Source organism: Rhodoferax sp. BAB1, from assembly GCF_013334205.1.
Taxonomy (GTDB): domain Bacteria; phylum Pseudomonadota; class Gammaproteobacteria; order Burkholderiales; family Burkholderiaceae_C; genus Hylemonella.
Window position 1 is genome coordinate 3,405,348 of record NZ_CP054424.1, and the last position, 21,205, is coordinate 3,426,552.

The following is a 21,205-nucleotide window of genomic DNA, read 5'->3' on the forward strand; positions in this document are numbered from 1 at the left end:
GAGTTTCGTAAGCGTTCGGTCATTACATCCTGACCTAGGCTGGCCATATGCAACCTAGCGAACGATCAATCCGTGGGCTTGCAGCAACTGGATTCACCGCCGACCTGGATCGGGGGGCACGGCACTGATCCGAACGAGCAGAACACGCAGCAGTCACCCGCCTTCGGGCGTAAGACAGCGTGACATTCTGCGCATTCATAGAACCACTGGCAGGCGTCGGTGGGCATTTCTTCGGTTTTCACATGGCCGCATTCGGGGCAGGTGAGGACAGATTGCAGGATTACGTCGGTCATGGATTTACAGACACGAGGGTTGATGGGAACCCGGCGTTCTTGATTGCGCTGGTCAGGGCGTCCACTGTGACCCTGGCACCGTCAAACACCACTGTGGTCTCCCGCTTGGTCAGATTGGACTTGACATCGATGACCCCATCGACTCGTGTCAAAGCCTTCTTGACAGTGAACGGGCAAGTCGGGCACGTCATCCCTGGAACCGAGAGAACCGCACTTTTCTGGGTGGCCCAACTGGGCCCCACAAGCAGCATCATTGCTCCTGTAATGATCCATCGCTTCATCGTAGAACCTCTCTGTCAGTAGAACCAGTGAGCAATCCAGGGAGCTACCAGCGATGTGCCCAGCAGTAGCACTACCAGAGCAAACAGCACCTTGTAGGACCGATTGACTAGGGGGTGCTCACAGACCTGACCCACCTCGCATGCTGCCGCCGGACGCCATATCCGGCGTGCTGCAAACACTAATGCAATCGCTGCTACACCAACGAACAGCGGCTGATAGGGTTCAAGCACTGTCAGAGAGCCGATCCAGGCCCCGGAGATACCCAGCATGATCAGCACCAAGGGACCCAGGCAGCAGGCCGACGCAAGTAGCGCCGACACACCGCCAGCGATCAGGGCCTTGCCGCCACCAGTTGCCTGGTCCGGGTTATCGGTAGAACTTGTTGACATGGGATAAGCTTACTTCCGTACCAAAGTACAGAGTCAAGCATCATGAGCAATACCCCTTCACATTCACTGAATGACCCTGGCATGACCATTGGGGACCTCGCCAAGGTGGCCGGTGTCAATGTCGAGACCATACGGTTCTATCAGCGCAAGGGACTGATGCCGGAGCCAGATCGACCTGTGGGCAGCATTCGACGTTATGGCCCGACCAACCAGTCGCGACTCAACTTCATCAAGGCAGCGAAGCGGCTGGGCTTCAGCTTGGACGAGACCGCGCAGTTGCTTCAACTTGAGGATGGGGCGAGTTGTGCTCAAGCCCGGGTGAAGGCGGAGGTAAAGCTGGCCGAAGTCAGGCTCAAGCTCGCGGATCTTCAGCGGATGGAAGCCGCGCTCTCCGGGTTGATTCTTCTATGCGGCGCTGGCAAACGAAACGTTCGTTGTCCGCTTATCGCCGCCATGGAGAGACACCAAGTCCCACTACCCACATGAGAGCTTCCAGCGGTGCGGCAGGAACTCGCCGATAGGCTGTTGGGCCAGGCGGGCAACCTAGCGGACACGCCGGTGTCATGGCGCGGAACCGACACCTACATCCAGAGCGAAGGCATCACCAGGACCTGGGCGTCTATGAAAACCCGGATGCGTTCTATCGCGAGCATGGCACCAACGTCACGGGTTGGAAGAAGTGGTTCTTCATCAACGTCATCCGGCTTCAGATGAACCGCAATGTTGTCCGGGTGCGCTCCAAACTCAAGCGGCCTGCTTCTGCGTTTTCCCCTGACCGCAAAGGGTCTGTTCAAGGTTTCGGCCAGGCCCGCTAGAATGCCGTCCATGCGCCGCTGGCTCCCCATCCTTCTGCTGGCACTGCTCCCATTGCAACTCAGCTGGGCAGCAGTGAGCACGTATTGCCAGCATGAGGCCGATGCAGCAGCCCAACATTTTGGCCATCACGAGCATCAGCACCACGCGGACAAGAAGGCCGAAGACGACACCAGTACCAAGACCCTCGGCGCCGTCGATGCCGATTGCCCGGTTTGTCACGCAGGCTGTGCCACCGCCTTGCACGCATCTACCATCGTGCCGGTGCTGTACTCGGCGGCCGACGTGAACACCCGCGAGCGCTTCCTGCTTTCTTCTCCGCATCCCACCCTGCCTGAACGGCCCAACTGGGCCTACCTCGCCTGATCGGCGAGGTAGGCACTTCTGCCCCCTCTCTGACCCGGCGCATCGCTGATGCGCTTGGTCTGTCCGTAGCGATCCCAGGATCGCACCTCGCCGATTCCCCAGATGTCTTTCACACATTGGAGAATCGCATGCAGCGAATCGAACGAAATTTTTGCATTGCACTGGCCGTGCTGGGCTGGAGCGTCGGCAGTGCCTGGGCTCAGCTCAAGCCGCCGCCAGCCATCCCCGGTACTGCCCCGACCCTCACACTGACCGAAGTGTTCAATGCCGCCTGGCAGCGCCAGCCTGAAGCCAGGTCACTGCAAGCTCGCCAGGATGCTGCCGCAGCGCGCAAGGAAGCGGCGGCAAGTTGGACGGCGGAGCCCGTCGCCCTGGAACTGTCGGGCCAGACCGACCAACTGAATAACAACCTGGGTCGTCGTGAATACACGGCGGCTGTCGCCATCCCGCTTTGGCTGCCGAACGAGCGTTCCCGCAGCATGGCCGTCGCGGAAGCCGAACAGCGTGCCACGGCAAGCAGTACCCTGCTGGCGCAGCTGCAGACGGCTGCCGAGGTGCGTGATGCCTACTGGTCGTGGCAATCGGCCCGTATCGGCTTCGCATTGGCGCGTGAGCGCTTGTTGAATGCCCAGCAGCTCACGGCCGATGTCAGCCGGCGTGTACGGGCTGGTGATCTGGCCCGTGCCGATCAACATCAGGCCGAAGGCGCACAGGCCGGTGCCGAAGCCGAGCTGGCCGAGGCCGCCAGTGCGCTGGCGGCAGCAGGTCAGCGCCTGCGCGCTCTGAGCGGTTTGACCTTGCCCGTCGATAGCACGGCACAGCCCGACGCTTTGCCTGCCGAGCCGGTACCGGAGCCGGCGCGGGACGCAGCCGCTCTGGGAGATCGGCACCCCGCAGTGGTGGAGCTACTCAACCGCGCCGAGATCGCTCGCAAATCAGCAGAACTGGCCCAGGCCAGGACAAGGGCCACGCCTGAGCTGATGCTGGCCACAAGTCGGGATCGCGGTGTGTCCGGTGAAAACTACCAGCAAAGCGTCACCGTCGGCGTACGTATCCCCTTCGGTTCAGACAGCCGCAATCGCGCCAGCATTGCGTCCGCCCAGGCCCAGGCCATCGAAGCCGAAACGCAACTTGCCCTGGAACAGGACCGTATCCAGGCCACGCTGGACAGCGTCCGGGTCCGCCTGGAATCGGCCCGTACGCAGCTAACTGCTGCAGAGCGGCGGGCCCAGCTGGCACGTGAATCACGCGTTTTCTTCGAGAAGTCCTTTCGCGCTGGCGAGACCGATCTGCCCACGCGCCTGCGTATCGAGCTGGAAGCCATCGCCGCCGAACGGCAGGCCGCCCGCTCCCGTGTCGAGCTTGCCGCCACCATCTCGGCCCTGCGCCAGGCCCTGGGCCTGCTGCCCCAGCAAAACACCCCGTGAAACGGAAACAACCATGAAACGATTTCAACAACTTCTTGCCCTGGGCCTCACGGTCCTCACGCTGGGCATCACCCCGTCCAGCTGGGCGGGCCCCGGCCACGACCACGGCGATGCCCCAGCCATGACCGAAGGTGCTGCTTCACCGCGTTTTGCGGCGGTGTCCGAGAGCTTCGAACTGGTGGGCATCCTGCAGGGCAAGCAGCTCACGCTCTATCTGGACCACAGTGCCGACAACAGCCCGGTACCGGAGGCGCGCCTGGAACTCGAACTGGCCGGGCAAAAAATCCCGCTCCAGAGCCAGGGCGTCGGCGAGTTTGTCGCCACCATGACCCAGGAACTCCCCCCCGGACAGCACGCCGTCATGGCCACGGTGGTGACTGCCCGTGAAACCGATCTGCTGGCGGGTGAGCTGGATCTGCATGAGGACGAACACAGCCACGCTCAGACCGGGACCCTCGCCTGGCTGCTTTATGCCGGCCTGGCTCTTGTGGTTCTGATCCTGATCGTCTGGGGCCTGCGTCGCCGATTTGGCCGTCGTCATCCTTTCCTGGGAGGTGCAGCATGAAAAACCGTTACCTGAATATCATTTCCGCGTTCACCACCCTGGCCTTGCTCATCGGTAGCCCGGTCTTGACATGGGCTGGCGAAGGACATGACCACGGCGATGCCCCCGCAGCCGTCAGCGGCAACGGCCCCAAGCGGCTGCCCGATGGCAGCGTTTTCCTGCCCAAACCAGCCCAGCGGCAGTTGAACGTGCGCACCACCACCGTCAGTGTCGCCGAGCTGCCCCGCTCAATCGAGCTGGCAGGCAAGGTGGTGATGGATCCCAATGCCGGTGGCAAGGTCCAGGCCATGGTTGCGGGCCGCATCGAGCCTGGCCCACAAGGTCTGCCCAATGTGGGTCAAAGCGTGCGCAAAGGTCAGGTACTGGCCTATGTGCTTCCGTCATCGGGGCAGATCGAGCGTTCCAACCAGTCGGCCCAGCTGGCCGAACTGCGTGCAGCCAAGAGCCTCGCAGAGAAGCGCCTGGCTCGCCTGCAGGAGCTCGCAGACACGGTGCCGCGCAAGGAACTGGAAGCGGCTGAGAGCGAAGTCAGCAGCCTGGGCGAGCGTGTGGCCGCTGTGGGCGCGGGACTGAGCAATCGCGACGCTCTGGTGGCCCCGGTGTCCGGCGTGATCGCCTCCAGCCACGTCGTTGCGGGCCAGGTCGTCGACGCCCGTGAACTGGTCTTTGAGGTCATCAACCCTGCGCGCCTGCGCATCGAGGCCCTGGCCTACGACGCCGAAGTGGCCCGCAATGTGGCGGGTGCCAGCGTCGCCATCGGGACGCAATCCATACGCCTGAACTTTGTCGGCGCGGCCCGCAGCTTGCGCGAACAGGCGTTGCCCATGCTGTTCCGGGGTGAAGGTGTGGCGCTCTCCAGCCTGGCCGTGGGCCAACCCTTGAAGGTCTACGTCCAGACCGCGACACGCGTCAGCGGCCTGCGTGTCCCCACCGCCTCGCTCATGAAAAATCCCGCCAACCAGTCTGTGGTCTGGGTCAAGAAGGCACCGGAGCAGTTCGAGCCGCGCGTGGTCACCGTCGAGCCCCTGGATGGCGCCTCCGTGGCCGTCACCTCCGGCCTGCAGGCCGGCGACCGGGTGGCTACCCAGGCCGCAGCCCTGATCAACCAGATCCGCTGACCGGGGGCCCCGCATCATGTTCAAGTGGCTACTCGATAACAGCCTGGGCAACCGGCTACTGGTGATCATCGCCAGCCTGGTTCTCATGGCCTACGGCGCGTTCACGCTTTCACGCACCCCGGTGGATGTGTTCCCTGACCTCAACAAACCCACGGTCACCATCATGACCGAGGCCGGCGGCATGGCCGCTGAAGAAGTGGAACAGCTCCTTACTTTCCCCCTGGAGACGACCATGAACGGTCTGCCGGGTGTGGAGAGCGTGCGATCCGTCTCCAGTGCGGGCCTGTCTTTCATCTACGTCACCTTCGACTGGAGCACGGAAATCTTCCGGGCCCGGCAGATGGTGTCGGAGCGGCTTTCTGCCATGGAGGAAGGTCTGCCGCCCGGCGTGACCCCGCGCATGGGCCCCATCAGCTCGATCATGGGCGAGATCATGCAGATCGCGATCCCGATCGATACGAGCAAGATCTCTCCCATGCAGGTGAGGGAGTACGCCGACTGGGTGCTGCGCCCACGCCTCATGGCCATCCCCGGGGTGGCGCAGGTCATCCCGATCGGGGGGGAGGTACGTCAGTTCCAGGTCCAGCCCAACACCAGCCGCATGGGGGAACTCGGCATCACGCATGAGCAGCTGGAGACGGCGCTCAAAGGCTATTCCTCCAACACCTCGGGCGGTTTTCTGGAACTCAACGGCCGCGAGTACCTGATCCGCAACCTGGGCCGCACGTCGCGCCTGGATGATCTGAAGAACCTGGCGCTCACCGCCCGCAACGGCCAGCCCATCCTGCTGCGCCAGCTGGCCGATGTGACCTTTGCCCCAGCCATCAAACGCGGCGATGCCGGCTTTGAAGGTAAGCCGGCCGTGATCCTGGGTGTGCAGAAGCAGCCAGCTGCGGACACCATCTCGCTGACGCGTTCCATCGAGTCAGCGCTGGAAGCCATGCAGCGTTCCCTGCCAGCCGGCATGGACAGCCCGAAAGTGACGTTCCGACAGGCCAGCTTCATCGAGTCCTCCATCACCACCTTGCAGGGGAAATTGATCGGCGCTTCTATTTTTGTAGCACTGATCCTGTTCTTTTTCCTGGGCACGCTGCGGCCGACCATCATCGCTCTGACCGCCATCCCGGTGTCGATCTTCGTGACGGCCCTCGTGTTCCGCTACTTCGGCTTGTCCATCAACACCATGACGCTGGGTGGCCTGGCCATCGCCATCGGGGGGCTGGTCGACGATGCCGTGGTGGGGGTAGAGAACGTGCTGCGCCGTCTCAAGGTGGATCGCGCTCAACACTCTGACCATCGCCTGCACCCCCTGGAGCTGGTAGGGGCAGCCACCATGGAAGTGCGCTCGGCCATCCTGTACGCCACGGTCATCATCGTGCTGGTCTTCCTGCCCTTGTTTGCACTGCCGGGCATGGAGGGGCGCCTTTTTGTGCCGCTGGGCATCGCCTTCATCGTCTCCACACTGGCTTCGCTGGTGGTCTCGGTGACGGTCACGCCGGTGCTGTCCTTCTACCTGCTACCACGCATGAAGTCCCTGGACCATGGGGATACTCGCCTGCTGGCCTGGCTCAAGCGCAAGTACCAGAGCAGTCTGCAAGCCGTGCTGAACCGGCCTCGGGCAGCACTGGTCACGGCGGCCCTCGCGGTGCTGATTTCATTGGTCGCGGTGCCGTTTTTCCCCAAGACCTTCCTGCCGCCGTTCAACGAGGGGACGCTGCTGATCGGGCTGCGGCTCAACCCGGGCGTGACGCTGTCCGAATCCTCTGCCCTGGCGCAGCAGGCCGAGACGCTGGTCAAGCAGGTGCCTGAGGTCGTCCATGTCGGCCGACGCAGTGGTCGCGCCGAACTGGATGAACACGCCGAAGGGGTGCACGTCAGCGAGCTCGACGTGGGCCTGCTCCCTGCCGGTGAGCTCAAACGCACCATGGGCGAGATCTCCGCCGACATCCGTTCGCGTCTGGTCAACCTGCCGGCGGCCATATCCATCGGCCAGCCGATCTCACACCGCATCGACCACATGCTCTCGGGTGTACGTTCCCAGATCGCCATCAAGATCTTTGGCGATGACCTGGACACGCTGCGTGGGCAGGCCGATGTGTTGCGTGGCCGGCTGGCGGCCATCCCCGGTATCGCCGACCTGGAAATCGAGAAGCAGGTGCTGGCGCCTCAGATCAAGGTCCGGGTGGATTACGCGGCTGCGGCGCAGTACGGCGTGCCGACCCCGCAGATCCTGAGCACCCTGCAAAGCCTGGTGGAAGGCGAAAAGATCACCCAGATCGTCGAGGGCAGCCGGCGTTTTGCCCTGGTGGTGCGCTTGCCTGAATCCGCGCGTTCGGTCGAGGGTCTGGGCAACATCCTGCTGGAGACGCCCTCAGGTCGAATACCTCTGTCGCGCATCGCGACCATCGAGGACGGGGATGGCCCCAACCAGATCAGTCGCGACGATGGCAAGCGCCGTATCGTGCTCTCGGCCAACGCCCAGGGCCGGGCCCTCTCGGACATCGTGACCGACATCCGCCGGGTTGTCGCCGAAACCCGGCTGCCCGAGGGTTATTTCATCACCCTGGGGGGGCAGTTCCAGGCACAGGAGGAAGCCTCACGCCTGGTCGGCCTGCTGTCCATCGTCTCACTGGTGTTGATGTTCGTGGTGCTGTACAGCCGCTACAAGTCGGTCATCCTGTCCGTCTTGATCATGGGCAACATCCCGCTAGCCCTGGTGGGCGCGGTGCTAGGTCTGTGGATCTCTGGGCAGCCGCTGTCGGTGGCGGCCCTGGTGGGCTTCATCACGCTGGCGGGCATCTCGGTGCGCAACGGCATCCTGAAAGTCAGCCACTACCTGAACCTCATGCGCACCGAGGGTGAAAGTTTTGATCACAAGATGATCCTGCGCGGCTCGATGGAGCGACTCAGCCCGGTCCTGATGACGGCGCTGGTCACGGCCTTTGCACTGGCTCCCCTGCTGTTCGAGGCCGAGCGTCCGGGCACCGAGATACTGCATCCCGTGGCAGTGGTGATCTTCTCGGGCCTGATCAGCTCCACCCTCCTCGACACCTACCTGACCCCCGTCATGTTCTGGCTCTTCGGCCGCAAGGATGCCGAACGCTTGCTCGACGACCGCAATGCCGAGGCGTTCTGAATCTGTGCAAACCAAGTTTCCCCCTGCAGTCCTACCTCAACGAAAGGAAATCCCATGAAGTTGCTAGCAATCATTACTGCGCTTGCGCTTTTCTCGGGCACCGTGGCGTATGCTGCGGGCCCACACAGCCACGCCGAGAAACCCATGCATGGCGGCGTGGTCGCCGAAGCCCGCGACATCGACTTTGAACTGGTGGCACAGAAGGACAAGCTGCGCCTCTACCTGCGCGATCACGGCAAGAAGGTCGACGTGAGCAACGCGACAGCCACACTGACCTTGCTCAACGGAGCCGACAAACAGGCGGTGGCGCTCGTGCCTCAGGGTGAATGGCTTGGTGCGGCCGGAGAGTTCAAGGTCAATAAAGGAACCAAGGCCGTAGCTTTGGTCAAGCAAGCCGGGAAGACCATGACTGCCAGGTTCGTCCTACCATAAGACGGCAACGATGTAGATCACTGGAATTTGTTGGAGTGAACCCCGACAGGCTTCAGTGCCTGATTCAGACCCGCTGGCCTATGAAAGTGAGCTTTCCATGAGTGCGGGAATTTTCTGATGTGGTGTGTCGGATAGCTTGGAAGTCCAGGGGGCTCAGATGTCATCACCCTTTGTGACGTTCTTCCGGATCGTCATCCTCTCTGTGCTGGCGCTGATCGCTGTCTACTGCATTCATCAGATGTATGCGGACTGGCGCCGGCGCAAGATGCGCAACAGGCAAAAAAGGCGTCGCAATAAGCCTTAGCTTGCCATGTTCCACGGAGAACTGATCGATCCGGTGACTATCACCTGATGGTGAAAATGTCATGGGTCTTGGCGAGATAGATCATCGCCAAGACCGGTGAGGTCCAGCGCCAAGAGCGAGAGCACTTCCTCAAACTTGGCTTGCCTAGATGGGGCTTCAGTTCTCGTGGCCTTGCCGCTGCAGGAAGTCCAGGCGCGCACTCTCGCTACTGGTCATGGAGATCTTCTGACCATCAGCCGTCTCCACGACTTGTCCCTTGGAGACATGAATGGCGCGGTCGAACTTGTCGGCCATGGCAAGTTTTCCGTCCTTGAAAACGAACACAGTGCCGCCGTCTTTGAGACGGTAGGTCTTGTCGACATTGTTTGCCAGCGAGTCGGAGGCAAAAGCGCCCGATGCCAGGGTGCTGAGCACGACGGCGGCGAAGAGCGAGGTGATGCGGGAGTTCATATCAGATCCTTTCTTGAATACAGGTGCACTGTTACTTCATGCACCTTGTGCGAATGCACGTCCCGTATTCTGTCGATCGGCCCTGACATGAAGATGTGCCGCTGATTACATTTGCGTCAGGTCTGCAGCTCCGTTGAGCACGCAAAGATGTTGCTAATGTCCTCGCTTACATAGGGCTCACTTTGATGAACCACAGAGTAAATCTTGTTCGGCCCTGAGCCGATGAAACTTCGATCTTGCCCCCGTGTGCCTCCACGATCGCGCGCGTGATGGCCAGTCCTAAACCGGCGCCTTCTGAGTCCGGCTGCGCCCGTGACGGATCCGCACGATAGAAGCGGTCGAACAGCCTGGGCATGATTTTCGGATCGATCTCATCGCCCGTGTTTTCGACTATGACCTGGGTCGCGTTCTCGGTGTCGCTGATCTCGATGTGGACCTCGCCAGCAGTATTCGTATGCCGTAGTGCATTAGACAACAAGTTGCTCACCGCTCGACGAAACATCAGCCGGTCACCCAGGATGTTGCCGCCGCCGTGCAGGCTCATGCGGACATTTTTTTCATCGGCCACGGCCTCGTAGAAGTCCAGTAGAGCCTGCGCTTCCTGGGCAGCAGAGAAAAGCCCTTTGCTGGGAAGCTGGATCCCTCCTTCGGTCTTGGCCAGAAACAGCATGTCGGACACCATGCGCGCCAGGCGCTGGAACTCCTCAGCGTTGGACGCCAGGATGTCGCGATAGGTGTCGGCATCACGCCGGTTGGACAAGGCGACCTGCGTCTGAGTCAGGAGGTTGCTGATGGGGGTGCGCAGCTCATGCGCCAGATCGGATGAAAAATCGGACAACCTCTGGAAATCCTGCTGCAACCGATCTAGCATGCGGTTGAGTTCGTTGGCCAGATCCGCCATTTCGACGGGCACGGCCTCGACCGGCATACGAGGATTGAGCTGCTGGCCACTGACGTCCGAGGCTCTTGATTTCATGGCGCGCAGCGGGGCCATGCCTTGGTGCGCGGCGAACCAGCCGGCGAATCCGCTGACCAGCGTGGCTAATACGGCATACAGCACTAGGGTGCGCTGCAACTGTGCCATGAAATGGGTGTGGTGCTCGGTATCGATGGCGACCAGGATGAGTCTGCGGGGCGATTTGCTGCGATCGCTTTCCACCCACTGGGCCAGCCCGTGGTAGCCGCGACTGCGGCTGGTCCAGTGCAGGGATTTCTGAGCGCTACCGGGGGCAGGCAGTGCTTCCGTTTCTGGCAAATTAAAATCGTCTGATTCAAAAAAGACGCTTCCCTGCGCGTCTTTGATCAGTACATAGAGGCCATGGTGATGATCCAGCGCCTCCTTCAATCGGACTTGGGCGTCCTGCGTCGAGTTGGACCTGGCGAGCAGTTCGCCAACCAGACGCTGTTTGTCTTGCAGAGCGATGTCGTCCAGGTCAATGAAATGGCGCTCGGTCGCCATCAGAAAAATCACGCCCAGGCCCAAGAGTACCGCTGCCGAGAGCAACGTGAAAAACAGGCTAAGACGGGAAGTCAGCGATAGGGATCGAAGCACTCAGGACTCCTCCGGGGCTTCAAGCACGTAGCCCATGCCGCGCACCGTCTGGATGAGCTTGACATCACGGCCTTCGTCGATCTTGACCCGCAGCCGCCGCATGGCCACTTCGATGACATTGGTGTCCCCATCGAAGTTCATGTCCCACACCTGGGAGGCGATCAGGGAGCGTGGCAGGACCTCACCCCGGCGACGCATGAGCAGCTCCAGCAAGCCGAATTCTTTGGCCGTCAGATCGATTTTCCGGCCACCCCGGGTGACACGGCGGCGCAGCAGATCCAGCTCCAGATCGGCCACCAGCAGCGAGGTCGGCTCCGTGCCACTGCGCCCGCGCCGCAGGATGGTCCGTACCCGGGCGAGCAACTCGGCAAAGGAAAACGGCTTGACCAGATAGTCGTCGGCGCCAAGTTCGAGGCCCTTGATGCGGTCTTCCACCTGGTCACGCGCCGTAAGAAACAACACCGGCATCTGCAGCCCGCGTTTGCGTATGCCATGAAGGACCTGCCAGCCATCGATGCCAGGCAGCATGACATCCAGGATGACCAGATCGTAGGGCTCCTGGAGGGCTTGGTGCAGCCCGTCCGTTCCGTCTCGTGACAGATCGACCACGAAACCGGCTTCCCGCAGACCCTGGCGCAGGTACTCCCCGGTTTTGTGCTCGTCCTCAACGATCAATATCTTCACGCATGCACTCCACAGTCGACTGGGCGTCAGTTTGACGAGTTTCTGGTCGCTGACTTCAAGATTACAGAAATGTAATCTTGAAGTCAGCTTTCTGACGGGCCCAGATTTACAGAATCCTCCCTGAGATCAACGTCTCAACCTAAGAGGAATCCATGACCATCCCTACCCATAGCCTGTCTTTCGGGAAATTGCTTCCCTGGACCATGGCTTTGCTTGCCAGCTCAGCCCTGGCGCAGACCGCAGCTGAACAGAAGCCGCTGGCGCCTCCGGCCCAGTTGAGTTACACCTCGCCCCTGAATGGCTATCAGGCCTACACGGACCAGCCGGTCCAGTCCTGGCAGGAGGCCAACGACACCGTCGGCCGTATCGGTGGCTGGCGCACCTATGCCAGGGAAGCCAGAACGGCGGACCCTGCCAAGGACGGGGCACCTGCAGCCACGGCCCATGAAGGGCATCACGGAGGTTCCAAACCATGAGACGCACCCTGACATCTCGCGGCGCCAAGCTCACGGTATCGGCCGTAGCTCTGGCAGTTCTTTCGGGCTGCGCTAGCGTCAGCCTGGAACAGAACGTCGATCGTGTGAATGAAGAGGCTAGCAGCTTCACCGAGAAGAAGCTGACGCTTTCGCGCACGGAGCAGGAACGCAAGGAGCGGGCCGAGGCGGCCCAGGCCCTTCTAGCCAAGCCGCTCGGCCAGCGTGAAGCCGTACAGCTGGCCCTGGTCAACAGCGCTTCTCTGCAAGCCTTGCTTGCTCAGGGTTGGGCAGAATCAGCCGACGCGGCCCAGGTCGGCCGGATCGCCAATCCCTTTTTCAGCTACGAGCGCATGGTCGCAGGCGACGAGCTGGAGATCGGACGTTCGCTGTCGTTTGGCCTCCTGGATCTGTTGACGCTGCCAGCGCGCCAGGGCATCTCACGCTACCGCATCGAGCAATCGCAGCTGCGTTTGACCAGCGACGTGGTAGACCAGGTCACACAGGTCCGCCAGGCTTGGGTGCGCGCAGTTGCGGCCCAGCAGACCCTTCGGTACGCTCGTCAGGTGTACGAGAGCGCGGAAGCGACAGCGGAAATCGCGCGTCGCATGCAGGCCGCCGGCAACTTCAGCCGCATCAGCCGTGCCCGCGAACAGGCGTTCTACGCCGATGCCGCGACGCGACTGGCGACGGCCAACCATCAGGCGACGGCGACACGCGAGGAGTTGGTGCGTCGCCTCGGCCTGGATGAAGCACAGGCCAAAGACCTCAAGCTGCCCGAGCGTCTTCCCGATCTGCCCAAACAGGCGATGGATCCCCAGACTGCTGGTGCGCACGCAACGCGCAACCGGCTGGATATCCGGCTCGCATTGTCGAACTATGAAGCCTACGCCCGATCTCAGGGGCTGACCACCGTCACCAGCTTCACCGACATCGAGCTCACGGCGATGCGCAACACGAATACAGACAGTGCATCAGGCAGCCGTTCCGATCCGCGTGGCTACGAAATTGGGATTCGGTTACCGATCTTCGACTGGGGTGGCATGCAGCGGGACGCGATGAGCGCACGTACGCTGGCAGCCGCGAATCAGTTGGAAGCCACGGTTCGCTCGGCTGGCTCAAGTCTGCGCGAGAGCTATTCGGCCTACCGGACCGCCTATGACGTGGCGCGCCATCACCGCGATGAGGTGGTCCCGCTGCGCAAGGTGATCTCGGACGAGAACCAACTGCGCTACAACGGAATGATCATCGGCGTTTTCGAGCTGCTGGCGGATGCCAGAGATCAAGTTAGCACGGTGATCGCTGCCATCAATACGGAGCAGCAGTTCTGGCTGGCTGACGCGGCTCTGCAGGCCTCACTGATCGGGCGTCCGACCAATATGGCGTTGGCGGCTGCGGCTGCTCCCGCAGCTGCCACCCCTGGCCATTGATTTCCAAGGAATCCGCAATGACATCCAGAAGAGATTTTTTCAAGTTTGCAGGTATTGCTGGCGGCGCTGTGGCTGCCGCCTCGGTCAGCCGCGCTGCCATGGCCGCTCTGCCCGAACCGGTCATGCAGACCAGCCCGGACACCATGGCTCCCTTGGTTCCCAACAGTGGTCGTCCCTACAACCCGGTGGTCACGCTCAACGGCTGGACCTTGCCCTGGCGCATGAACCAGGGAGTCAAGGAGTTCCACCTAGTGGCTGAGCCGGTGGTACGCGAGATGGCCCCCGGTTTCAAGGCCCATCTCTGGGGCTACAACGGTCAGAGCCCCGGGCCTACGATCGAGGTGGTCGAGGGCGACCGCGTGCGCATCTTCGTAACCAATAAGCTACCGGAGCACACCAGCGTTCACTGGCATGGACAACGCCTGCCCAGCGGTATGGATGGTGTGGCGGGTTTGAACCAGCCGGCCATTCAGCCGGGCAAGACCTTTGTCTATGAGTTCGTGGCGCGCCGGCCTGGTACCTTCATGTACCACCCGCATGCCGACGAGATGACGCAGATGGCCATGGGCATGATGGGCTTCTGGGTGACCCACCCGAAAGTGAAGAATCCACTGATCGACGAGGTACAGCGGGATTTCTGTTTCCTGCTCAATGCCTACGACATCGATCCGGGCAGCTACACGCCCAAGATCATGACCATGCTGGACTTCAATCTCTGGAGCTGGAACAGCCGCATTTTCCCGGGCATTGACAGTCTCAACGTTGGCCTGAACGACAAGGTGCGCATCCGCATCGGTAATTTGACCATGACGAATCATCCGATTCATTTGCATGGGCACGAATTTCTTGTCACCGGAACCGATGGCGGGCCCACCCCGAAGAGCACGCGCTGGTATGAGGTGACTACCGATGTCGCAGTCGGTCAGATGCGCCAGATTGAGTTCCTCGCGGATGAGGAAGGCGATTGGGCTTTCCACTGCCACAAGAGCCACCACACCATGAACGCGATGGGACACAACGTACCTACGCTCATTGGGGTAGATCACCGTGGCCTGTCCAAGAAGATCAACAACCTGATCCCGGACTATATGGTCATGGGGGAGCGTGGCATGGCGGATATGACAGAGATGGAGATGCCCCTCCCGGACAACACCGCTCCCATGATGACCGGTGAAGGACCGTTCGGCTCGGTCGAGATGGGTGGCATGTTCAGCGTGCTCAAGGTGCGACGCGATCAGAAACCCGGTGACTACAAGGATCCGGGCTGGTTCAAGCATCCCGAAGGTACGGTTGCTCACGAATACGAAGGCCCTCTCAGCGAGCCTGCACGGTTCAAGGCCGAAGGTGGCCAATCCATGCCCAGGGTGCAGGCACCCAGCAAACCAACCGAAGTCAAAGTTCGCAAGCCTCAGTCCCACAGCGGGCACTGATTTTTTAATCCAAGGAGATATCCATGACGCACGAAACACAGACCCTGGCCAAAGTGATGGCCCTGATGGCAATTGCCCTGTCCAGCTCGGCTTTTGCCAGCGGCAACCATGCCGGTGGCCACGGCCACGGGCATGGTGATGAAGATACGGCGATCGGCAAGCCCGGCGTGGCAGCACGGGTCAGTCGCACGATCACCATCGAAATGAACGACAGCATGCGCTACATGCCCGCAGACGTTCAGGTCAAGCAAGGCGAGACCATCCGGTTCGTGGTCAAGAACGTCGGCAAGGTCAAGCACGAGCTCAGTCTCGGAACGCAACAGGAGCTGATGGAGCATCTGGAGCAGATGAAGAAGTTTCCTGACATGGAGCACGACGAGCCCAGCAAGGTCACGCTGGCTCCTGGCAAGCAAGGCGAAATCGTCTGGCAGTTCACCAAAGCCGGCCCCGTGAATTTTGCTTGCCTGATGCCCGGTCACTATGAGGCCGGCATGAAGGGCGTCGTTCGAGTCGGAAAACGATGAGAGCTCGGTGTTCTCGAATTAAGTCAAACCCCAGATCGCGCACTCACTACTATTCATTTGGAGTAACGTCATGAAAGCAATCAAGAAAATTCTGCTGATCAGCGCCATGTCTCTGGGGGTGACGTGGCCTCTGATTAGTTCAGCCCAGGCGATGATGGATCACGGCACTTCCAGTATGTCTGGGGCGGCCATGATGACGGACGGTGAGGTCCGCAAGGTGGATCAGGCCGCAGGCAAGGTCACGATCAAGCACGGCGACATCAAGCACCTAGACATGCCGGGTATGACCATGGTCTTCACCGCCAAGGACAAAAGTGTTCTGAACAACGTCAAGCCTGGGGACAAGATCAAGTTCATGGCCGTCACTGAAGGAGGCAAGTTCTTCGTGTCCGACATCCAACCCGAAAAGTAATTCCTGTCCGCAGGACAGCTCTGGCTGCTCCTGCTCTCAGGTCTCGTGAGCAGAGTCATCTTCAAACCAACCAGGAGTGAGCCATGATCAATATCCGCAATCTCATCGCTGCCTTGTGCGTCGCTGCGGTGCCCATCGGCGCCTATGCCCAAAGCAAGGAAGAGCATCAAGAGCACCATCCCGCAGGCGCGGCCGCTGCGACGCCAGGCAACGCGGCGCCTCGGTCCATGGGGGCTGACCGCATGGCCGCGATGGACCAGCATATGAAAGCCATGCAGGCTATGCGAGAGAAGATGGCCGCGGCCAAGACGCCGGAGGAGCGCCAGGCGCTGATGGCCGAGCACATGAAAGTGATGCAGGAAGGCATGACCATGATGGGTCAGATGCGAGGCATGTCAGGGATGCAAGGCATGCAGGGTGGCATGCAAAGTGGTCCTGGCATGGCGGGCAATATGGCTGAACGCCAGCAGATGATGGAAAAGCGCATGGAGATGATGGAGTCCATGATGCAAATGATGATGGACCGCCTGCCGCCGGCCCCGACGATCAAGTAATCGAGGAGATGAAGCCATGTACTTCGATCATGGGTACTACATGGGGGGCATGCATGCTCTCTGGTGGGTCTTCTGGCTGATTCTGGTGGTGGCCCTGGTGTACACCGGCTGGTCGCCACAGCGACGTGCGGGCCGACGGGAGCGTGAATCACCCCACGAGCTCCTGCAGCGGCGTTTGGCCAGGGGGGAGATCACCCCAGAGGCCTACGAACAAGCCAAGACACTGCTGGACAGGGATACCGGCACGCATTGAACACAGTGGAAGGTGGACTCAATATGAACGCACCACAACAGTCCCCAGAGGAAGTCACACCTCTGTGGCGACGGCCACTGATCTTGGCTTGGGCGGCGGTGGCCGTAATCGCCGTTTTCTACCTGTTGCGAGAGCACTGGGGGCATGTTTTGGGCTGGTGGCCCTATCTGGTTCTGATGCTGTGCCCCCTGATGCACCTGTTCCATGGGCATCGAAAGCACCACGCGCATCACGACCACAGAAAAGACGGTACCTGAACCATGGACCACGCCCGGCATCATTCCCCCCATCCGAACGATCATCACGCGCACGTGCCAGATGCCGAGCCGGCGACGGCAGCACCTTCGGTTCAGCCGGCTGGCACGATCTACACCTGCCCCATGCACCCGGAGATACGGCAGAACCGCCCTGGCACCTGTCCCAAGTGCGGCATGACGCTGGAACCCGTCATGCCCGCTCTGGAGGAAGAGGACGTTCCAGAACTTCGTGACTTCCAGCGACGCTTCTGGTGGACCTTGCCCCTGACCGTGGTGGTCACCGCCCTGGCCATGGCCGGGCACCGGGTGCCGGGCCTTGACATGGGTGTGCAGACCTGGCTGGAGCTAGCCCTGTCTCTGCCCATCGTCTTGTGGGCGGGCATGCCTTTCTTCACCCGAGGCTGGCAATCGGTCATGCAACGCAGTCTCAATATGTGGACCTTGATTGGCTTGGGCACAGGTGCGGCCTTTCTGTACAGCGTGGTCGCTACTGTGGTCCCCGGGGTGTTCCCGGCCTCGTTCATGTCCATGGGGCGCGTGGGCGTGTACTACGAGGCAGCGGCCGTCATCATCTCCCTGACCCTGCTGGGCCAAGTGCTGGAGCTAAAGGCCCGGTCGCAGACATCTGCGGCGATCCGCTCGCTGCTCGGGCTTGCACCCAAGACCGCGCGACGCATCCGCCCGGATGGTGGTGAAGAGGACGTTCCGCTGGCTCATGTCCACATCGGGGACCTACTGCGTGTCCGTCCCGGTGAAAAGGTGCCAGTGGACGGCGCCGTCGTCGAAGGGCAGAGCGCGGTGAACGAATCGATGCTCACGGGAGAACCCCTGCCCGTGCGCAAACAGGCGGGGGATAAGCTGATCGGCGCGACGCTCAACATCAGCGGGGCGCTCATCATGCGGGCGGAGAAAGTCGGCTCCGCTACCGTGTTGTCGCAGATCGTGCAGATGGTGGCCCAGGCACAGCGCTCCAAGGCTCCTCTGCAGCGCATGGCCGACCAGGTGGCGGGGCGCTTCGTGCTAGCGGTCGTGGCAATAGCCGTGGCAACCTTCCTGGCCTGGGGGTTCTTCGGACCCGAGCCAAGCTGGGTGTTTGGCCTGATCAATGCAGTGGCGGTGCTCATCATCGCGTGTCCCTGTGCCCTGGGTCTTGCGACACCCATGTCCATCATGGTCGCCACGGGACGAGGGGCCACGCAGGGTGTGCTCTTCCGAGATGCAGCGGCGATTGAGAACCTGCGCAAGATCGACACGCTGATCATTGACAAGACCGGGACCCTGACCGAGGGGCGACCCGCCTTTAATCGAGCCATTGCCACGCTCAGGTTTACGGATCAAGAAGTCTTGCGTCTGGCTGCCAGTCTGGACCAGGGCAGCGAACACCCGCTGGCCGAAGCCATCGTCCAGGCCGCCCGGGCCCAGGGCTTGACTCTGGACAAGCCCGGTCAGTTTGAGTCCAGCTCGGGGATAGGCGTGCGTGGCCTGGTGCAAGGTCAGAGAATCTTGCTAGGTAACACCGCTTTGATGCAGCAGTCGGGTATCGGGGTAGACGGTCTGATGCCGCAGGCAGAAAAACTCCGAGCCGAGGGGGCCAGCGTCATGTATCTGGCTGTCGATGGAGAGTTCGCTGGTTTGCTCGCAGTGTCTGATCCGATCAAGACCAGCACCCCTGAGGCACTGGAGGTCCTGAAGGCCGCGGGATTGCGTGTCGTGATGGCGACCGGTGACGGTCTGACCACAGCCAAAGCCGTGGGCCTGAAGCTTGGCATTGATGAAGTGCATGGTGAGGTTCAACCGGCAGACAAGCTGAACCTCGTTGCGCAGCTGCAGCGCGAAGGCCGGGTGGTGGCCATGGCTGGCGATGGCATCAATGATGCGCCGGCGCTGGCCAAAGCCGATGTAGGCATTGCCATGGGTACGGGTACCGACGTGGCCATGAACAGCGCACAGGTGACGCTGGTCAAGGGCGATCTGCGCGGTATCGCTGTGGCGCGTGAGCTCTCGCTGTCTACCGTGCGCAACATGAAACAGAACCTGATGTTTGCGTTTCTCTACAACGCTCTAGGCATTCCGGTGGCGGCGGGCGTGCTGTACCCTCTCACGGGATGGCTGATGTCGCCGCTAATCGCAGCTCTGGCGATGAGCCTAAGTTCCGTGTCGGTCATCGGGAACGCCCTGCGTTTAAGGCGCTGAGACTCAACGCGCATCACCTAGGCAGGCGATCTCTCTAAAGATTCCTATAATTCGTCCATGCGCAAGCTGCTCACCCTGTTGCTGAGTCTCGCATTGGCCCTGCCGGCCAGTGCGACGCTGAACGCTATGTCGCAACCCTGCCCGATGCATGACATGACGTCACTGAGCGCCGCAGATGAATCAGACATGGGCATGGAAGAAGCTGCTACCGAATGCTGCAATGACTTGGCCACATCCCTGAGAACGGGCAGGACATGCAAAACTGGGCTTGAGTGCGGAGGAGTGGCCAGCATGGCGCTGCCCATGCTGGCCCCCCTTTCCCTAGCGCACACCCATGTGGAACCCGCCCTATGGTTCCAGACTATGCCTCCCTCCGCAAGGCCAAGTTCCATCTGGCGACCTCCCGCCCTAATCTGACCCCGCTGCATTGAGTCCCCGCCCCTGCGGGCTGGGATCGTGCATTCGCTGGCCAAGCCCTAGGCCTGGCTCTGCCGTATCCGGAGGTCAGTATGTATTTATCCCATCACGCCCCAGCAGGGGCGATTCATGGCGTCCGCCCCTACAGGCCGGTTAGCTGCACAACATCATTTACTCCATGGGTGGCCATCTGGGTTACCGCTGGGCTGCTGCTCGCGCTGGCACTCAGGCCGGCCTGGGCCGTTGAGCCAGATCCGGCAGACCTCAGCTTGCGATCCGCCATCACGGCCGCGCTGGAACGCTCGCAAGCTCTGGCGGTTCCCGCGGCCAATGCCCGAGCGGCGCGGGAATTGGCCGTGGCGGCTGGACAGCGTCCAGATCCCGTGCTGAACCTGTCTCTCAACAATGTGCCCGTCAACGGTGCAGATCGCTGGAGCACCACCAATGATTTCATGACGATGAAGTCGGTAGGGATCATGCAGACCTTGCCCAGCCAGGCCAAGCGTCAAGCACGCAGCCAGAAATTCGAACGTGAAGCCGAGGCTTCCCTTGAGCAAAAGCGCATGCTGGCCACAGAGATCCAGCGCGAAACCGCCGTCGCCTGGTTTGAGCTGCGCGCTATCGAGCGCAAAGTCAATTTGCTGAAAGCGCAGATCAATGAGGCTGGTCGTCAGGTACTCGCGGCGCAGACGGCGTTTCGCAGCGGGCGTGGCTCCCAGACCGATGCGATCGCTGCGCGGGATGCCATGTCACGGCTAGAGCAGGCGCTGCTGCAGATGCAGGCTGACCACGGCTCTGCGCGCAGCGCTCTCGCGCGCTGGACGGGCCTTGCCTCCGGCATTGCGCTGAACGATTCCCTGCCGATCTCCATCTCCAGCCTCGATGGACAGCCCATCTCCACGGCGATGGATCAGCACATTGCCTTGCGCGCCATGCAATCACGCGTCGAAGCCGCACGGGCTAATGCCGAAGTGATAAAGCTGGAGCGTGAATCCGACTGGAGCGTGGAGTTGACGCTGAGCAAACGTGGACCGCAGTACTCAGACATGATGTCGGTCGGGCTATCGGTGCCGCTGACCTGGGATCGCCCCCTACGCCAGGACCGAGAGTTGGCTGCCAGCCTGGCCCAGGTTGATGCACTGGAGGCTGAAATAAACGAAGCCCGACGCGAACAGATGCTGAGCATTGAGCGCCAGCAACACAACTGGCGCGCTGCCCTGGCGCAACTCCAACTGATTGACAGGGATCGGCTACCGCTTGCGCAACAGCGAGTTGAAGCCGCACTTGCCGCCTATGGATCCGGCACGACACCACTCACGACGGTCCTGGAGGCCCGTCAGGCGGCGCTGATGCTGACCATAGAGCGCACCGACATCGAGTTGCAGGCGGCTCGTCTGTGGTCAGCGCTCGAATTTCTGATCCCGAATTCGTCCCCGGTGCGGGAATGAGGC

The 21,205-nt window shown here is 61.4% G+C and carries 25 protein-coding genes; 18 read left to right on the plus strand and 7 right to left on the minus strand.

What is annotated here, in order from left to right; translation table 11 throughout:
- Positions 1-65: 65 nt before the first annotated feature.
- From HTY51_RS18685 to merT, 3 genes are read right to left on the minus strand one after another with little or no spacing between them, the layout of a single operon-like run.
- Positions 66-293, minus strand: coding sequence for a GDCCVxC domain-containing (seleno)protein (locus HTY51_RS18685; RefSeq protein ID WP_254606913.1), 228 nt, complete (start codon positions 291-293; stop codon positions 66-68).
- The gene (locus HTY51_RS16525) at positions 290-574 is read right to left on the minus strand and encodes a cation transporter (protein WP_174253752.1); all 285 of its coding nucleotides are present in this window, start codon (positions 572-574) and stop codon (positions 290-292) included. The genes HTY51_RS18685 and HTY51_RS16525 overlap by 4 nt, the downstream gene beginning before the upstream one ends.
- Positions 575-589: 15 nt before the next feature.
- Positions 590-964 (minus strand): mercuric ion transporter MerT, encoded by a 375-nt coding sequence (merT, locus tag HTY51_RS16530; RefSeq protein ID WP_174253753.1) that lies wholly within the window; start codon positions 962-964, stop codon positions 590-592.
- Between the two features lie 42 nt (positions 965-1,006).
- On the opposite strand from merT, the gene HTY51_RS16535 reads away from it, so the two are divergent.
- The 8 genes from HTY51_RS16535 to HTY51_RS16570 all read left to right on the plus strand — a co-directional run bounded on the left by HTY51_RS16535 (position 1,007) and on the right by HTY51_RS16570 (position 8,821).
- Positions 1,007-1,450, plus strand: a complete 444-nt coding sequence (locus HTY51_RS16535; RefSeq protein WP_174253754.1) for a MerR family DNA-binding protein — start codon at positions 1,007-1,009, stop codon at positions 1,448-1,450.
- A 77-nt stretch (positions 1,451-1,527) separates the two neighbouring features.
- Positions 1,528-1,779, plus strand: a complete 252-nt coding sequence (locus HTY51_RS16540) for a hypothetical protein (RefSeq protein ID WP_174253755.1) — start codon at positions 1,528-1,530, stop codon at positions 1,777-1,779.
- A 10-nt stretch (positions 1,780-1,789) separates the two neighbouring features.
- The gene (czcI, locus tag HTY51_RS16545) at positions 1,790-2,143 is read left to right on the plus strand and encodes a cation efflux protein, CzcI family (RefSeq protein ID WP_174253756.1); all 354 of its coding nucleotides are present in this window, start codon (positions 1,790-1,792) and stop codon (positions 2,141-2,143) included.
- Positions 2,144-2,271: 128 nt separating this feature from the next.
- Complete coding sequence (locus tag HTY51_RS16550; RefSeq protein WP_174253757.1) at positions 2,272-3,570, plus strand: TolC family protein; 1,299 nt, start codon at positions 2,272-2,274, stop codon at positions 3,568-3,570.
- 13 nt (positions 3,571-3,583) lie between these two features.
- On the plus strand, positions 3,584-4,135 hold the full coding sequence (locus tag HTY51_RS16555; RefSeq protein WP_174253758.1) for a hypothetical protein: 552 nt from the start codon (positions 3,584-3,586) through the stop codon (positions 4,133-4,135).
- Positions 4,132-5,253 carry an efflux RND transporter periplasmic adaptor subunit gene (locus HTY51_RS16560; protein ID WP_174253759.1) on the plus strand — a complete coding sequence of 374 codons (1,122 nt, stop codon included), beginning with the start codon at positions 4,132-4,134 and terminating at the stop codon, positions 5,251-5,253. The genes HTY51_RS16555 and HTY51_RS16560 overlap by 4 nt, the downstream gene beginning before the upstream one ends.
- A 16-nt stretch (positions 5,254-5,269) precedes the next feature.
- Entirely contained in the window at positions 5,270-8,389 is a 3,120-nt protein-coding gene (locus HTY51_RS16565; RefSeq protein ID WP_174253760.1) for an efflux RND transporter permease subunit, read from the plus strand.
- Between the two features lie 54 nt (positions 8,390-8,443).
- Positions 8,444-8,821, plus strand: coding sequence for a hypothetical protein (locus tag HTY51_RS16570; RefSeq protein ID WP_174253761.1), 378 nt, complete (start codon positions 8,444-8,446; stop codon positions 8,819-8,821).
- 163 nt (positions 8,822-8,984) lie between these two features.
- On the opposite strand, the gene HTY51_RS16575 is transcribed toward HTY51_RS16570, so the two are convergent.
- The 4 genes from HTY51_RS16575 to HTY51_RS16590 all read right to left on the minus strand — a co-directional run bounded on the left by HTY51_RS16575 (position 8,985) and on the right by HTY51_RS16590 (position 11,811).
- Positions 8,985-9,188, minus strand: a complete 204-nt coding sequence (locus HTY51_RS16575) for a hypothetical protein (protein ID WP_174253762.1) — start codon at positions 9,186-9,188, stop codon at positions 8,985-8,987.
- Positions 9,189-9,281: 93 nt separating this feature from the next.
- Positions 9,282-9,575 (minus strand): CopK family periplasmic copper-binding protein, encoded by a 294-nt coding sequence (locus HTY51_RS16580; protein ID WP_174253763.1) that lies wholly within the window; start codon positions 9,573-9,575, stop codon positions 9,282-9,284.
- Between the two features lie 166 nt (positions 9,576-9,741).
- Positions 9,742-11,127, minus strand: coding sequence for a heavy metal sensor histidine kinase (locus tag HTY51_RS16585; protein ID WP_174253764.1), 1,386 nt, complete (start codon positions 11,125-11,127; stop codon positions 9,742-9,744).
- A complete protein-coding gene (locus HTY51_RS16590) occupies positions 11,128-11,811 on the minus strand; it encodes a heavy metal response regulator transcription factor (RefSeq protein WP_174253765.1) in 684 nt (227 codons plus the stop codon).
- Between the two features lie 152 nt (positions 11,812-11,963).
- On the opposite strand from HTY51_RS16590, the gene HTY51_RS16595 reads away from it, so the two are divergent.
- The 10 genes from HTY51_RS16595 (at position 11,964) to HTY51_RS16640 (ending at position 21,202) form a co-directional block, all read left to right on the plus strand.
- Positions 11,964-12,287, plus strand: a complete 324-nt coding sequence (locus HTY51_RS16595; protein WP_174253766.1) for a hypothetical protein — start codon at positions 11,964-11,966, stop codon at positions 12,285-12,287.
- Positions 12,284-13,714 (plus strand): TolC family protein, encoded by a 1,431-nt coding sequence (locus HTY51_RS16600; protein ID WP_174253767.1) that lies wholly within the window; start codon positions 12,284-12,286, stop codon positions 13,712-13,714. The genes HTY51_RS16595 and HTY51_RS16600 overlap by 4 nt, the downstream gene beginning before the upstream one ends.
- A gap of 17 nt (positions 13,715-13,731) precedes the next feature.
- The gene (locus HTY51_RS16605) at positions 13,732-15,144 is read left to right on the plus strand and encodes a multicopper oxidase family protein (RefSeq protein WP_174253768.1); all 1,413 of its coding nucleotides are present in this window, start codon (positions 13,732-13,734) and stop codon (positions 15,142-15,144) included.
- A 23-nt stretch (positions 15,145-15,167) separates the two neighbouring features.
- Positions 15,168-15,668, plus strand: a complete 501-nt coding sequence (locus HTY51_RS16610; RefSeq protein WP_174253769.1) for a plastocyanin/azurin family copper-binding protein — start codon at positions 15,168-15,170, stop codon at positions 15,666-15,668.
- Positions 15,669-15,738: 70 nt separating this feature from the next.
- The gene (locus HTY51_RS16615) at positions 15,739-16,080 is read left to right on the plus strand and encodes a copper-binding protein (RefSeq protein WP_174253770.1); all 342 of its coding nucleotides are present in this window, start codon (positions 15,739-15,741) and stop codon (positions 16,078-16,080) included.
- A gap of 83 nt (positions 16,081-16,163) precedes the next feature.
- A complete protein-coding gene (locus HTY51_RS16620; protein ID WP_174253771.1) occupies positions 16,164-16,634 on the plus strand; it encodes a hypothetical protein in 471 nt (156 codons plus the stop codon).
- A 16-nt stretch (positions 16,635-16,650) separates the two neighbouring features.
- Positions 16,651-16,887 (plus strand): SHOCT domain-containing protein, encoded by a 237-nt coding sequence (locus HTY51_RS16625; RefSeq protein ID WP_174253772.1) that lies wholly within the window; start codon positions 16,651-16,653, stop codon positions 16,885-16,887.
- 23 nt (positions 16,888-16,910) lie between these two features.
- Entirely contained in the window at positions 16,911-17,144 is a 234-nt protein-coding gene (locus tag HTY51_RS16630; RefSeq protein WP_174253773.1) for a DUF2933 domain-containing protein, read from the plus strand.
- 123 nt (positions 17,145-17,267) lie between these two features.
- Positions 17,268-19,337, plus strand: coding sequence for a copper-translocating P-type ATPase (locus HTY51_RS16635; RefSeq protein ID WP_174254320.1), 2,070 nt, complete (start codon positions 17,268-17,270; stop codon positions 19,335-19,337).
- 686 nt (positions 19,338-20,023) lie between these two features.
- Positions 20,024-21,202: a TolC family protein gene (locus HTY51_RS16640; RefSeq protein WP_174253774.1), complete on the plus strand. Its 1,179-nt coding sequence runs from the start codon at positions 20,024-20,026 to the stop codon at positions 21,200-21,202.
- Positions 21,203-21,205 lie beyond the last annotated feature (3 nt).

Bases quoted from the DNA above. Each gene is read 5' to 3' on its own strand.
- HTY51_RS18685 (WP_254606913.1), bottom strand. From the start codon at position 293: ATGACCGACGTAATCCTGCAATCTGTCCTCACCTGCCCCGAATGCGGC.
- HTY51_RS16525 (WP_174253752.1), bottom strand. From the start codon at position 574: ATGAAGCGATGGATCATTACAGGAGCAATGATGCTGCTTGTGGGGCCC.
- merT (WP_174253753.1), bottom strand. From the start codon at position 964: ATGTCAACAAGTTCTACCGATAACCCGGACCAGGCAACTGGTGGCGGC.
- HTY51_RS16535 (WP_174253754.1), top strand. From the start codon at position 1,007: ATGAGCAATACCCCTTCACATTCACTGAATGACCCTGGCATGACCATT.
- HTY51_RS16540 (WP_174253755.1), top strand. From the start codon at position 1,528: ATGGCGCGGAACCGACACCTACATCCAGAGCGAAGGCATCACCAGGAC.
- czcI (WP_174253756.1), top strand. From the start codon at position 1,790: ATGCGCCGCTGGCTCCCCATCCTTCTGCTGGCACTGCTCCCATTGCAA.
- HTY51_RS16550 (WP_174253757.1), top strand. From the start codon at position 2,272: ATGCAGCGAATCGAACGAAATTTTTGCATTGCACTGGCCGTGCTGGGC.
- HTY51_RS16555 (WP_174253758.1), top strand. From the start codon at position 3,584: ATGAAACGATTTCAACAACTTCTTGCCCTGGGCCTCACGGTCCTCACG.
- HTY51_RS16560 (WP_174253759.1), top strand. From the start codon at position 4,132: ATGAAAAACCGTTACCTGAATATCATTTCCGCGTTCACCACCCTGGCC.
- HTY51_RS16565 (WP_174253760.1), top strand. From the start codon at position 5,270: ATGTTCAAGTGGCTACTCGATAACAGCCTGGGCAACCGGCTACTGGTG.
- HTY51_RS16570 (WP_174253761.1), top strand. From the start codon at position 8,444: ATGAAGTTGCTAGCAATCATTACTGCGCTTGCGCTTTTCTCGGGCACC.
- HTY51_RS16575 (WP_174253762.1), bottom strand. From the start codon at position 9,188: ATGACATTTTCACCATCAGGTGATAGTCACCGGATCGATCAGTTCTCC.
- HTY51_RS16580 (WP_174253763.1), bottom strand. From the start codon at position 9,575: ATGAACTCCCGCATCACCTCGCTCTTCGCCGCCGTCGTGCTCAGCACC.
- HTY51_RS16595 (WP_174253766.1), top strand. From the start codon at position 11,964: ATGACCATCCCTACCCATAGCCTGTCTTTCGGGAAATTGCTTCCCTGG.
- HTY51_RS16600 (WP_174253767.1), top strand. From the start codon at position 12,284: ATGAGACGCACCCTGACATCTCGCGGCGCCAAGCTCACGGTATCGGCC.
- HTY51_RS16605 (WP_174253768.1), top strand. From the start codon at position 13,732: ATGACATCCAGAAGAGATTTTTTCAAGTTTGCAGGTATTGCTGGCGGC.
- HTY51_RS16610 (WP_174253769.1), top strand. From the start codon at position 15,168: ATGACGCACGAAACACAGACCCTGGCCAAAGTGATGGCCCTGATGGCA.
- HTY51_RS16615 (WP_174253770.1), top strand. From the start codon at position 15,739: ATGAAAGCAATCAAGAAAATTCTGCTGATCAGCGCCATGTCTCTGGGG.
- HTY51_RS16620 (WP_174253771.1), top strand. From the start codon at position 16,164: ATGATCAATATCCGCAATCTCATCGCTGCCTTGTGCGTCGCTGCGGTG.
- HTY51_RS16625 (WP_174253772.1), top strand. From the start codon at position 16,651: ATGTACTTCGATCATGGGTACTACATGGGGGGCATGCATGCTCTCTGG.
- HTY51_RS16630 (WP_174253773.1), top strand. From the start codon at position 16,911: ATGAACGCACCACAACAGTCCCCAGAGGAAGTCACACCTCTGTGGCGA.
- HTY51_RS16635 (WP_174254320.1), top strand. From the start codon at position 17,268: ATGCACCCGGAGATACGGCAGAACCGCCCTGGCACCTGTCCCAAGTGC.